The organism is Rhizobacter sp. P3_C12, from assembly GCF_056402735.1.
In genome coordinates this window covers 24,692-37,483 of the sequence record NZ_JBFUGW010000028.1, presented here as the reverse complement: position 1 = coordinate 37,483, position 12,792 = coordinate 24,692, and the positions used below count along the sequence as shown (strand labels likewise).

The following is a 12,792-nucleotide window of genomic DNA, read 5'->3' as shown; positions in this document are numbered from 1 at the left end:
CTGCATCGAGCACGCGGTGCGGCTGGCGCGCGGCGCCGAGATCTCCGCGATCGTCACCGCGCCGATCCACAAGGAAGCGCTGTCGGCCGCCGGCGTCGCGTTCCCGGGCCACACCGAGATGCTGCAGGCGCTGTCGGTCGATGCCGGTGAACCGCCACCGGTGCGCATGATGCTGGCCAACGAAGAGCTGCGCACCGTGCTCGTGACGATCCACCTGTCGCTGCGCCGCGCGATCGACGCGGTGACCTTCGACGCGGTGCTGCAGACGCTGCGCATCTCGCGCCAGGCGGCCGCGCGCTGGGGCATGCCGGCGCCGCGCATCGCCGTGGCGGGGCTGAACCCGCATGCCGGGGAGGGCGGCCTGTTCGGCGACGAGGAGATCCGCATCATCCGCCCGGCCATCGAGGCTGCGCGTTCCGAGGGCATCGACGCGAGCGGCCCGTACGCGCCCGACACGGTGTTCATGCGCGCGCGCCGCGGCGAATTCGACCTGGTCGTCGCGATGACGCACGACCACGGGCTGATCCCGGTGAAGTACCTCGGTGTGGAGCAGGGCGTCAACGTGACGCTGGGCCTGCCGTTCGTGCGCACCAGCCCCGATCACGGCACCGCGTTCGACATCGCCGGCAGCGGGCGGGCCGATGCGTCGAGCCTGCTGGCGGCCTTGCAGATGGCGCGTCGCCTGTAGCCCGGATGCCAATCCGGGATGTGTCCGACAACCCCCGGATTGCCATCCGGGCTACCTCAATGGCGCGTGGTCGGCTGCGCCGATGAAGAAGCCGACAGCGCCGCCAGCTGCTTGCGCGCCCGCGCGGTGGCGCGCTCCATCAGGTAGGCCTGCTCGAACGCCTTGAAGCGCCCGGTCTCGCACATGCGCGCGAGCATCCGCGAGGTCAGCGACACCGTCTCGTGGTGGCGCTTGCCGCGCGTGAACACGAAGAACGCGCGCCCCGGGCTCACGTAGCTCAGCCGCACCTTCTGCCACTGGTCGTTCAGGTGCATCTGGTACGCGAAGCCGAGCTTCACGTGGTCCATCAGCTGCACGCCGTGCGACGGCTCGGCCGGCTCGTTCGGCGACAGGTCGAGGTCGATGTCGACGCCGCCCACGTGCAGCGGGCCCGGCATCGTGTCGCCGCCGCCCGCGCCGGGCTCGGTGTCCGGCCCGCTGTCGGAGGTCAGGTCGATGTCGACGGTGCCCGACCAGTCGACCGCGCTCTCCTGCACGAGGCCGATGCGCTTGGCTTCGTCGGGCGAGAAGTGCGGCTCGATCGGCGCGGCGCCCATGCTGGACATCGGCACATCGCGCAGCAGGCCGTCGGGTTCCGGCAGCGGCGTGTTGAACACGCCCTCGAGCTGCTTGGCCAGCAGGTTGTATTCGAGCTCCGACAGCGGCTGGCCCTTCAGCGAATCGGCATGCGCCGGCAGCAGCTTGCTGAAGAACTCCTTCTGCGCCGCATCGGGCCAGCCGATCAGCGCCATGCCCTCGTTCAGGTCCTTCATCAGCGGCGGCAGCTGCATCAGGAACTTCTTGCGCATGGCCGGCGAGCCCTTGGGCTGCACGCTCATCACCAGGTCGCGGCCGGCGCGCTTGAGGCGCTGCACCAGCTCGGAATTGACGCCGTGCGACTTCGTGCCCTGGGCGAGTGCCTGGCTCCACACCTGCGACAGGAAGTTGCGCAGGTAGTCGGGCAGCGACAGCGGGTTCAGCGCGGCCTGCAGCTGCAGCATGTAGCGCTGCTGCACGCGCAGGTCGGATTCCTTCGCATCGACCAGCGACACCGCCGACGCGTTCGCCTGCACCTCGTCCTTGGCCTGCTGCGCGATGAAGGTCTCGAGCGCGCCGAGCTTGGAGGCGTACAGGTCGATCTGGTCGAAGTCGCCCTGCACGATCTCCTGCACGAGGTCGCGCACCCGCGTCATGAACTGCTTGCCGGCGCCCTCGTCGAGGTCGTCGAACGCGACGGCGAGCGACGCGATGCGGTTCACGAAGCGGCGCACCGGATGCTTGCGCGACGAGAAGAAGCTCGGGTCGGCCAGCGCGACGCGCAGCACCGGCAACTGCAGGCGGGCGATCTGGCGTGCCATCTGCGGCGGCACGCGCGGGTCGGACAGGATCTGGTCGAACAGGCTGCCGACCACGTCGATCACCATGTGGTCGAGCGAGCCGGTCGAGGCCTGGCGCAGCTCGTCGCGGTGCTGGCGGATCACGTTGACCGCCATCAGGCCCGACAGCCCCTCGTTGAGGCCGCCGCTGCCGGTGACGGCGCCGCTCAGGCTGCCGAGCGCGCTCGCGCGGCCGAGGCCCGGCGAGCCGGTGTGCAGGCCACCGCCGGTCGACCCGCCGAGGTCGCCCGGGCGGGTCGCGAGGAAGGTCAGCCGGCGGATCAGCGACATCAGCTCCGCATCGGCCTGCGCGCTGACGCCCGGGCGCGGCGTGAAGCGGCCGGCACCGGCATTCGGGTTGCCGAAGCTCGTGCTGCCTCGGCCGGCGGCATCGCGGCCGGGCGCGGTGGTGCCGGGGCGGCCCATCGTGCCGACGCCCGCATGGCCACCACCACTACCACCAGCACCGCCGCTCCCTCCCCCCGGCCCGCCGAAGCCGCCGCGGGACGAGCCGCCGGGCATGCCCTGGCCGCGACCGGGCAGGCCGCCCTGGCCGCTGTCGAAGTCGCCGGTCATCGTGGTCGGGGCGTACAGGTTGCCGCTGCCGGACGAGCCGGTGTCGCGCAGCGTCGAGTAGCCGGAGTTGACGCGGTCGCGCGCCAGTTCGTTGCCGGGGCCCTCGACGCCGCGCACCGACAGGCTGACCGGCTGCACGCCGCGGGCGCGGAAATCCTTCAGGATGTCGCCGTAGCAGGTGGGCATCGCGCGCGACAGCGCGAGGCTCATCTCGCGCGCCAGCACCTTGCGCGTCTCGCGCTCGTTCGACACCGATTCGATGGCGCGGAACACCGAGGCGCCCATCACCTCGCCGCGCAGCGGGTTGCGTTCCTGGTCGGCCCGCCCGATGCCCAGCAGCGCGCCGGTGTAGGCCGCCATGTCGCGCAGTTCCCATTCGCAGGCATGCGTGATGGCCTGGCTGATGCGGTCGGACGACATCTGCTCTTCCATCTCGGCATCGCCGACGATGCTGAGCGACATCCAGTCGGTTTCGGCGAGGCTGCGGCCGCTCTCGCGGTTCGGGCTCAGCTCGCGCGTCACGCGCTTGCTCAGCGTGTCGCCGAACACCAGCACGAAGGTGCTCATGTGGCGGCGCAGGTCGAGCTGGGCGGTGATCAGGATGTCGCGCTCGTAGATGCGCATCGCCGCCGATGCCAGCGTGCCCAGGTGCGTCGACACGCGATCAGCCACGGCCGCAGTGGTCGTCTTCAGGTGGCTGATGGCGGCGTCGAACGCTGCTTGCGAACGTGGATCGATCGAATTCATCTACGGACAGGGCCGATGGGCGGACCGGGGCGAAACCGCCCTGACGGATGGTCCGGACGGAGATACCTGCAGTATGAGCCCAAACGGAATGGGCACGCGCCGCGTTGCGGCGTGGCGACGGTGGCCGGCGGGGAGCATTTCACGCCCCGCGGCGCGAACGTTCACTTCTTCAGCGAATCCCGGATCTCGCGCAGCAGCTGCACGTCTTCGGGCACCGCGGCCGGTACCGCCGGCGCCTCGTGCTTGAGGCGGTTGATCTGCTTGACCATCACGAAGATGATGACGGCGAGGATCAGGAAATTGAGCGCCACGGTGATGAAATTGCCGTACGCGAACAGCGGGACGCCGGCTTTCGTCAGCGCCTCGTAAGTCATCGGGCCCTTGAACTCGGCCGGGGGATTGGCCAGCATCAAGAAGTAGTTCGAAAAATCGAGCCCGCCGACCAGTCGGCCGATCACCGGCATGATCAGGTCCTTGACGATCGAATCGACGATCTTGCCGAAGGCCGCGCCGATGATGACGCCGACCGCCAGGTCGACGACATTCCCCTTCATCGCGAACGACTTGAATTCGGTGGCGAATCCCATGTGATGCTCCTGTTCTTCTGGATGCTGCGCGGCAGTATTGCCGAGCAATGCCAGAAGTCAAGCCGAAAGCCTCGTCAATGAGGGTCCGCCCGCAGTGGCGCGCGCCCCTCACCGCCGGGCGCGGGGGTTGACACGTCCGCTAGAATTCTCGGTTGCCCGTGACCAGAAGTCTCCAGCCAAGGACCCCCAATGAGTGACAGCAACGAGCAAGGTGGCAAGCAACAAGGCAGTTCGATCAGCACCGCACCGCAGGTCGATCAAGGCCGTCGGACCTGGGTGGCTGTCGCCTGTGGTGCCGGGGCCGTCGGGGGTGTCGCAGCCGCCGTGCCCTTCGTCAGCACCTTCCAGCCCTCCGAGCGCGCACGTGCCGCCGGGGCGGCGGTCGAAGTGGACATCAGCGACCTGAAGCCGGGCGAGAAGAAGACGGTGGAGTGGCGCGGCAAGCCGGTGTGGATCGTCAAGCGCACCCCCGAGCAACTCGCCACGCTGCCGAAGAACGATGCGCAGCTGGCCGACCCCAATTCGCAGCGCAAGCCCGACGAGCTGACGCCCGAATACGCGCGCAACGAGAACCGCTCGCGCAAGCCCGACGTCCTGGTGGTGGTGGGCATCTGCTCGCACCTGGGCTGCTCGCCCAGCGACAAGTTCCAGGCCGGCGCCCAGCCTTCGCTGCCCGACGACTGGACGGGCGGCTTCCTGTGCCCCTGCCACGGCTCGACCTTCGACATGGCCGGCCGCGTCTACAAGAACAAGCCCGCACCCGACAACCTCGAAGTGCCGCCGCACATGTACTTGTCCGACGCCCGGCTGTTGATCGGCGAAGACAAGAAGGCCTGAGCCCCGAGCACTCCGGAGAACAACGACATGGCTGAATTCAAGCAAGCGCCCGCCAATGCCTCCGTGGGCGTCAAGCTCATGACCTGGGTCGACAACCGCTTCCCCGCCACGAAGATGTGGAACGAGCAGTGGGGGCAGTACTACGCACCGAAGAACTTCAACTTCTGGTACTTCTTCGGCTCGCTCGCGATGCTGGTGCTGGTGATCCAGATCGTGACCGGCATCTTCCTCGTGATGCACTACAAGCCCGACGCGGCGCTCGCCTTCGCCTCGGTCGAGTACATCATGCGCGACGTGCCCTGGGGCTGGCTGATCCGCTACATGCACTCGACGGGCRCCTCGGCGTTCTTCATCGTCGTCTACCTGCACATGTTCCGCGGGCTGATGTACGGCAGCTACCGCAAGCCGCGCGAGCTGGTGTGGATCTTCGGCTGCGCGATCTTCCTGTGCCTGATGGCCGAGGCCTTCATGGGCTACCTGCTGCCGTGGGGCCAGATGTCGTACTGGGGCGCGCAGGTCATCGTGAACCTGTTCGCCGCGGTGCCGTTCGTCGGCCCCGACCTGGCGCTGCTGATCCGCGGCGACTACGTCGTCAGCGACGCGACGCTGAACCGCTTCTTCAGCTTCCACGTGATCGCGGTGCCGCTGGTGCTGCTCGGCCTGGTGGCGGCGCACCTGATCGCGCTCCACGAGGTGGGCTCCAACAACCCCGACGGCATCGAGATCAAGGCCAGGCGCGGCCCGGACGGCCACCCGCTGGACGGCATCCCCTCGCACCCGTACTACTCGGTGCACGACATCTTCGGTGTCGCCGGCTTCCTGCTGATCTTCAGCGCGGTGGTGTTCTTCGCGCCCGAGTTCGGCGGCTACTTCCTCGAGTACAACAACTTCATCCCGGCCGATCCGCTGAAGACGCCGGCGCACATCGCCCCGGTCTGGTACTTCACGCCGTTCTACTCGATGCTGCGCGCGACCACCACGCTGATGGTGCAGGTGCTGTCGGGCATCATCGCCGTGGCCACCGTCGCGGCCCTGCTCAAGGGCAAGTTCGGCGGCGCCGCCAAGCTCGCGATGGCGATCGTGGCGGTCATCGCGGTCGCGCTGCTGAACGTGTTCGATGCCAAGTTCTGGGGCGTGGTGGTGATGGGCGGTGCCGTCATCATCCTGTTCTTCCTGCCCTGGCTGGATCACAGCCCGGTCAAGTCGATCCGCTATCGCCCCGACTGGCACAAGTACGTGTACGGCGTGTTCGTCGTGTTCTTCCTGATCCTGGGCTACCTGGGTGTGCAGCCGCCGTCGGAAATCGGCAACTACGTGTCGCAGGTCGGCACGCTGCTGTACTTCGGCTTCTTCCTGCTGATGCCGTGGTGGAGCCAGCTGGGCACCTTCAAGCCCGTGCCGGACCGCGTGACCTTCCACGCCCACTGATCCACACCACCGAGAGCCCCGGAGAGAACACCATGAAGAAACTCCTTCTCACGCTGCTGGCGAGCCTGGCCCTGGTGGGCGGTGCGGCGCAGGCTTCGGAGGGCGGCGTGGCCTGGGACAAGTTCCCCTCGGCCAAGACGACCGACCTCGCGGCGCTGCAGAACGGCGCCAAGCTGTTCGTCAACTACTGCCTGAACTGCCACTCGGCGGCCTTCATGCGCTACAACCGCATGCGCGACATCGGCCTGACCGAAGAGCAGATCAAGGCCAACCTGCTGTTCGCGACCGACAAGGTCGGCGACACGATGAAGGCCTCGCTCGACCCGAAGCAGGCCAAGGACTGGTTCGGCGCGCTGCCGCCCGACCTGTCGGTGATCGCCCGTTCGCGCGCCGACATCGGCAAGGGATCGGGTGCCGACTACCTGTACACCTACCTGCGCACCTACTACCGCGACGACACCAAGGCGACCGGCTGGAACAACCTGGCCTTCCCGAGCGTGGCGATGCCGCATGCGCTGTGGGAACTGCAGGGCCAGCGCGTGGCGAAGTTCGTCGAAGAGAAAGACCCGCACGACGAGGCGAAGTCGGTGCACCGCTTCGCCGGCTTCGAGCAGGTGACGCCCGGCAAGCTGAGCGCCAATGACTATGACGAGGCGGTGGCCGACCTCGTCGCCTATCTTCAGTGGATGGGAGAGCCGGCCCAGGGCCAGCGCGTTCGCGTCGGCGTCTGGGTGCTGCTGTTTCTCTCCGTGTTCGTCGTCATCACCTGGCGCCTGAACGCGGTTTACTGGAAAGACGTGAAATAACGATGTGATTTCGCGCCCTGGGCCGCACGACGGCCCGGGTCGATGACGCAGCGGGCTGCCCGAAGGCATGCCTGCTGCGTTTGTGTTTTGACCTCTGCCTCCAAGGAGCCACCACCATGATGGTGCTTTACTCCGGAACGACCTGCCCTTACTCGCATCGTTGCCGCTTCGTCCTGTTCGAAAAAGGCATGGACTTCGAGATCCGCGACGTCGATCTCTTCGCCAAGCCCGAAGACATCGCGCTGATGAATCCGTACAACGAGGTGCCCATCCTCGTCGAACGCGACCTCATCCTGTACGAGTCGCACATCATCAACGAGTACATCGACGAGCGCTTCCCGCACCCGCAGCTGATGCCGGGCGATCCGGTGGCGCGCGCGCGCGTGCGGCTGTTCCTGCTGAACTTCGAGAAGGAGCTGTTCGCGCACGTCAACGTGCTCGAGTCGCGCGGCCTGAAGCCGAACGACAAGCAGCTCGAGAAGGCGCGCGCGCAGATCCGCGACCGCCTGACCCAGCTCGCGCCGATCTTCCTGAAGAACAAGTACATGCTGGGCGACGACTTCTCGATGCTCGACGTGGCCATCGCGCCGCTGCTGTGGCGCCTGGACTACTACGGCATCGACATGTCGAAGAACGCGGTGCCGCTGCTGAAGTACGCCGAGCGCATCTTCTCGCGCCCGGCCTACATCGAGGCACTGACGCCGTCCGAGAAGGTGATGCGCAAGTAAGGCGCGGTTCCAGCATGGCCTCCACTCCCACGGCACCGGGCAACGCCGGCTCGTCGACCCGGCCCTACCTGATCCGTGCGCTGCACGACTGGTGCACCGACAACGGCTTCACGCCGTACCTGGCGGTGTTCGTCGGCCGCGGCGTGCAGGTGCCGTCCGAATACGTGAAGAACAACGAGATCGTGCTCAACGTCAGCTTCGAGGCCACCACGGCCCTGCAGCTCGGCAACGAGATGATCGAGTTCAAGGCACGTTTCGGCGGCATTGCGCGCGAGATCGCGGTGCCGGTGGACCATGTCATCGCGATCTATGCGCGCGAGAACGGGCAGGGCATGGCGTTCCCGATGCCCAGCGAATCGGCGGCCGGGACGGCCGGCGAGTCGGATGACGGCGTGCCGGCCGATCGCCCGGCCGGCGGCGGCCTGCGGCTGGCCACCACCGAAGGCCATGCCGAGCCGGCCGTTGCCGCGCCGGCCCGCGAGTCGGATGAAGACAAACCGCCCGAACCTCCTGCGGGCGGTGGCGGGCCGCGTCCGGCGCTCAAGCGCATCAAATAGAATTCCCGCCTCAAGCCCTTGTAGCTCAGCTGGTAGAGCAGCGGTTTTGTAAACCGAAGGTCGCGGGTTCGATTCCTGCCGGGGGCACCACCCATCCATCAACCACCTGACACACGTCAGGCCTCAGGTTGATTGAACCTTCACCCGTATTGCAGTAACCTGCCAGCCCCGGGCGTGGAGTGTCTGCTCCATCCGGGGCAGCAGCTGGCGCAGCTTGGAGGCGACCGCAGAGTTGGCCGCAAGCAGAGACCAGCCCTCATCGTCGACCGGCCCGGGCTTCACATGCAGGGCCAGTGTGGGCGGCAGACAGTTTCGTACCGCATCGAAGCGTGCATTCGACTCCTGCAGCAAGCGCTGCAAGTGAGCCAGAGGCGCACTTCGGCTCAGGGCCTCTTCGATGCGCAAGGCGTTGGGGGTGACCGGGGATGTCTTCGGTTTCACCGGAAGGAGTTTAGCGATGCAGATCCTGATCACGCACGGCACCCTGGCCCGAACGCGGGTGTTGCGCTTCAACCGCTTCCAGGCCTTCGGGGCGCTGGTCGGGTTGGCGCTGGTGCTGATGCTGCTGTCGGGCACCATCTACCACGTGGTGTTCCTGAAGGCCGCCCGCGAAGGCTGGCCGGTGGTCAGCCAGATCGTCCGGCTGGTCGTGCGCGATGAATTCGCCCAGCGCGACCGCTTCGTGCGCGAGAACCTCGACGCGATGGCGCAGAAGGTCGGCGAGATGCAGRCCAAGCTGATCAAGCTCGAGGCGATGGGCGAGCGGGTCTCGGGCCTGGCCGGTATGAAACCGGAAGAGTTGAAACAGATCGTGCCGGCCGCGGTGTCCGGCGGACAGGGCGGCCCGTTCGTGCCGGCCCGCACGCCGTCGTTCGACCAGCTGAACGGCATGGTGTCGTCGCTGGACGAGGCGGCCGAGCAGAGCACCGACCTGTTCACGATGGTCGAGTCGCGCCTCTTCGAGCAGCGCATGCAGCAGCTGATGGTGCCCAACAGCCGGCCGATCGACGTGCAGGTCGGCTCGGGCTTCGGCTTCCGCACCGATCCCTTCACCGGGCGTGCGGCCTTGCACACCGGGCTCGATTTCCCGACCGACGTGGGCACGCCCATCATGGCCGCGGCCGGCGGCGTGGTGCGCTCCACCGACGTGCACCCGGCCTACGGCAACCTGCTCGAGATCGACCACGGCAACGGCCTGGTGACCCGCTATGCGCACACCTCGCGCATCGCGGTCAAGACCGGCGACCTGGTCCGGCGCGGCCAGGTCGTGGCCTACGTCGGCACCACCGGCCGCTCGACCGGCCCGCACCTGCACTTCGAGGTGCTGGTCGAGGGCGTGCCGCAGGATCCGGCGAAATTCCTGGCCGGCGGGGCCCAGGCGGCCGCCAAGGGCGCTGTCCGTCGCTGAACGCCGCTGCATCCGGCAACGCCCCGGCCACGCTGGCGCCGGCCGCTTGCCGTAAAATCCGCCGCTTTCGCTGATCGTGCGCCGGGCTTGTAAAGGCGGGCCGCACCCTCAGCTCATCCCAGCCCTCCACGAAGTCGGCCGGTTCGCGAGTCGGCCCGTTCGCAAAACAACGCGGGAGCCCGCGGCTGCCTTCCCGTACCAACCCCTGACGCTGCATGTTGCCCAAGCTTCTCACCCAGATTTTCGGTAGCCGCAACGACCGCCTGCTCAAGCAGTACCGGGTCGTGGTGCAGCAGATCAACGCGCTGGAGCCGCAGTTCGAGACGCTCAGCGACGAGGCGCTGAAGGCCAAGACGGTCGAGTTCAAGGAACGCCACGCCAAGGGCGAGTCGCTCGATGCGCTGCTGCCCGAGGCCTTCGCGGTCGTGCGCGAAGGCGGCAAGCGGGTGCTGAAGATGCGCCACTTCGACGTGCAGCTGATCGGCGGCATGTCGCTGCACAACGGCAAGATCGCCGAAATGCGCACCGGCGAAGGCAAGACGCTGATGGCGACGCTGCCGGTCTACCTGAATGCGCTGGCCGGCAAGGGCGTGCACCTGGTGACGGTCAACGACTACCTGGCCCGGCGCGATGCCGAATGGATGGGCCGGCTGTACAACTTCCTCGGCCTGACGGTGGGCATCAACCTGCCGCAGATGCCGCGCGAGGAGAAGCAGGCCGCCTACGCCGCCGACGTCACCTACGGCACCAACAACGAGTACGGCTTCGACTACCTGCGCGACAACATGGTCTACGAGACGGCCGACCGCGTGCAGCGCGGCCTGGCCTACGCGATCGTCGACGAGGTGGATTCGATCCTGATCGACGAGGCGCGCACGCCGCTGATCATCAGCGGCCAGGCCGAAGACCACACCGAGCTCTACGTGCGCATCAACGCCGTCGTGCCGCAGATGAAGAAGCAGATCGGCGAGCTCGACCTGCGCACCGGCGAAGGCGTGATCGAGCCGGGCGACTTCACCGTCGACGAGAAGACCCACCAGGTCTTCCTGACCGAAGACGGCCACGAGAACGCCGAGCGCATCCTGCGCGAGGCCGGCCTGCTGGTCGAGGGCGCGAGCCTGTACGACCCGCAGAACATCACGCTGATGCACCACGTGTACGCCGCGCTGCGCGCACGCCACCTGTACAACCGCGACCAGCACTACGTGGTGCAGGACGGCGAGGTGATCATCGTCGACGAGTTCACCGGCCGGCTGATGACGGGCCGCCGCTGGTCCGACGGCCTGCACCAGGCGGTCGAGGCCAAGGAAGGCGTCGACATCCAGAGCGAGAACCAGACGCTCGCGTCGATCACCTTCCAGAACTACTTCCGCATGTACGGCAAGCTGGGCGGCATGACCGGCACGGCCGACACCGAGGCCTACGAGTTCCAGGAGATCTACAACCTGGAGACGGTGATCGTCCCGCCGAACCGGCCGACGGTGCGCAAGGACGAGCTCGACCTGGTCTACAAGACCAACAAGGAGAAGTTCAACGCCGTCATCGACGACATCCGCGACTGCGTCAAGCGCGGCCAGCCGGTGCTGGTGGGCACGACCTCGATCGAGAACTCGGAGCTGATCTCCACGCTGCTGCAGAAGGCGCAGCTGCCGCACCAGGTGCTGAACGCCAAGCAGCACGCGAAGGAAGCCGAGATCGTCGCGCAGGCCGGGCGCCCGGGCGTGATCACGATCGCGACCAACATGGCCGGCCGCGGCACCGACATCGTGCTGGGCGGCAACGTCGAGAAGCAGATCCAGCTGATCGAGGCCGACGACGGCATCGTCGAAGCCGACAAGCTCGCGCGCTCGGAGACGCTGAAGAGCGAATGGCAGGGCCTGCACGACCAGGTGAAGGCGGCCGGCGGCCTGCGCATCATCGCGACCGAGCGGCATGAATCGCGGCGCATCGACAACCAGCTGCGCGGCCGTTCGGGCCGCCAGGGCGACCCGGGCTCGTCGCGCTTCTACCTGTCGCTCGAAGACCCGCTGATGCGCATCTTCGCCGGCGACCGCGTGCGCGCGATCATGGACCGGCTGAAGATGCCCGAGGGCGAGGCGATCGAAGCTGGCATCGTCACGCGCAGCATCGAGAGCGCGCAGCGCAAGGTCGAGGCGCGCAACTTCGACGTGCGCAAGCAGCTGCTCGAGTACGACGACGTGTCGAACGACCAGCGCAAGGTGATCTACCAGCAGCGCAACGACATCCTCGAGGCGCCGCAGCTCGAAGCCCAGGTGTCGAGCCTGCGCGAGAGCACGCTGACCGACGTGGTGCGCACCTATGTGCCGGCCGAGAGCGTCGAGGAGCAGTGGGACCTGGATGCGCTCGAGAAGACGCTGCGCGACGAATGGCAGCTCGAGGTGCCGGTGAAGGCGCACGTCGAGAAGAGCCAGGCGATCACCGACGACGAGATCGTCGAGATGGTGGTGAAGGCCGGCCACGAGGCGTTCGCGGCCAAGCTCGCGATCGTCGGTGCCGAGCAGTTCCTGCCGTTCGAGCGGATGATCCTGCTGCAGCAGATCGACCAGCACTGGCGCGAGCACCTGGCGGCGCTGGACTACCTGCGCCAGGGCATCCACCTGCGCGGCTATGCGCAGAAGAACCCGAAGCAGGAGTACAAGCGCGAGGCCTTCGAGCTGTTCAGCCAGCTGCTCGACGTCGTCAAGATGGACGTGACCCGCATCCTGATGACGGTGCGCGTGCAGACGCAGGAGCAGGTGGCGCAGGCCGCCGAGGCGATCGAGGAGCGTGCCGAGGCCATCAGCAACGTGACCTACACGCACCCGAACGAGGATGGCAGCGTGTCGCAGGACCCGGACGCCGCAGCGCTCGCCCGGCTGGCAAGCGGCTTCCCGCCGGTCGGCCGCAACGATGCTTGTCCGTGCGGCAGCGGCAAGAAGTACAAGCAGTGCCACGGCAAATTGGCCTGACTTGACCTGACGCAGCAAACGACGGAGCCTTCGGGCTCCGTTCCTG

Annotated in this window: 11 protein-coding genes and 1 tRNA gene; 9 read left to right on the top strand and 3 right to left on the bottom strand. The window is 67.4% G+C overall.

Annotated elements, in window-relative coordinates; translation table 11 throughout:
- Positions 1–688: 4-hydroxythreonine-4-phosphate dehydrogenase PdxA (pdxA, locus tag AC1DXV_RS07335; protein WP_477933050.1), on the top strand; the 688-nt coding region annotated here is incomplete at its 5' end.
- Positions 689–744: 56 nt separating this feature from the next.
- Here pdxA and AC1DXV_RS07330 read toward each other — a convergent pair.
- A complete protein-coding gene (locus tag AC1DXV_RS07330) occupies positions 745–3,426 on the bottom strand; it encodes a DUF1631 family protein (protein WP_477933048.1) in 2,682 nt (893 codons plus the stop codon).
- A 161-nt stretch (positions 3,427–3,587) separates the two neighbouring features.
- Entirely contained in the window at positions 3,588–4,013 is a 426-nt protein-coding gene (gene mscL, locus AC1DXV_RS07325) for a large conductance mechanosensitive channel protein MscL (protein ID WP_477873742.1), read from the bottom strand.
- A gap of 189 nt (positions 4,014–4,202) precedes the next feature.
- On the opposite strand from mscL, the gene petA reads away from it, so the two are divergent.
- The 6 genes from petA to AC1DXV_RS07295 all read left to right on the top strand — a co-directional run bounded on the left by petA (position 4,203) and on the right by AC1DXV_RS07295 (position 8,459).
- Entirely contained in the window at positions 4,203–4,850 is a 648-nt protein-coding gene (gene petA / locus AC1DXV_RS07320) for a ubiquinol-cytochrome c reductase iron-sulfur subunit (protein WP_465111197.1), read from the top strand.
- Positions 4,851–4,877: 27 nt separating this feature from the next.
- On the top strand, positions 4,878–6,278 hold the full coding sequence (locus AC1DXV_RS07315; RefSeq protein ID WP_477933046.1) for a cytochrome b: 1,401 nt from the start codon (positions 4,878–4,880) through the stop codon (positions 6,276–6,278).
- Positions 6,279–6,310: 32 nt separating this feature from the next.
- Entirely contained in the window at positions 6,311–7,084 is a 774-nt protein-coding gene (locus AC1DXV_RS07310) for a cytochrome c1 (RefSeq protein ID WP_477933044.1), read from the top strand.
- Positions 7,085–7,200: 116 nt separating this feature from the next.
- A complete protein-coding gene (locus AC1DXV_RS07305; protein ID WP_047500858.1) occupies positions 7,201–7,812 on the top strand; it encodes a glutathione S-transferase N-terminal domain-containing protein in 612 nt (203 codons plus the stop codon).
- A gap of 14 nt (positions 7,813–7,826) precedes the next feature.
- Positions 7,827–8,369, top strand: a complete 543-nt coding sequence (locus tag AC1DXV_RS07300) for a ClpXP protease specificity-enhancing factor (protein ID WP_477868637.1) — start codon at positions 7,827–7,829, stop codon at positions 8,367–8,369.
- A 14-nt stretch (positions 8,370–8,383) separates the two neighbouring features.
- Positions 8,384–8,459, top strand: a tRNA-Thr gene (locus tag AC1DXV_RS07295).
- A gap of 33 nt (positions 8,460–8,492) precedes the next feature.
- On the opposite strand, the gene AC1DXV_RS07290 is transcribed toward AC1DXV_RS07295, so the two are convergent.
- On the bottom strand, positions 8,493–8,810 hold the full coding sequence (locus AC1DXV_RS07290; protein WP_156154650.1) for a DciA family protein: 318 nt from the start codon (positions 8,808–8,810) through the stop codon (positions 8,493–8,495).
- Between the two features lie 16 nt (positions 8,811–8,826).
- Here AC1DXV_RS07290 and AC1DXV_RS07285 point away from each other — a divergent pair, with 16 nt between their 5' ends.
- Both AC1DXV_RS07285 and secA read left to right on the top strand, forming a co-directional pair.
- Positions 8,827–9,777 carry a M23 family metallopeptidase gene (locus AC1DXV_RS07285; RefSeq protein ID WP_477933042.1) on the top strand — a complete coding sequence of 317 codons (951 nt, stop codon included), beginning with the start codon at positions 8,827–8,829 and terminating at the stop codon, positions 9,775–9,777.
- Between the two features lie 215 nt (positions 9,778–9,992).
- Complete coding sequence (gene secA, locus AC1DXV_RS07280) at positions 9,993–12,746, top strand: preprotein translocase subunit SecA (protein ID WP_477933041.1); 2,754 nt, start codon at positions 9,993–9,995, stop codon at positions 12,744–12,746.
- The last annotated feature ends 46 nt before the right edge of the window (positions 12,747–12,792 follow it).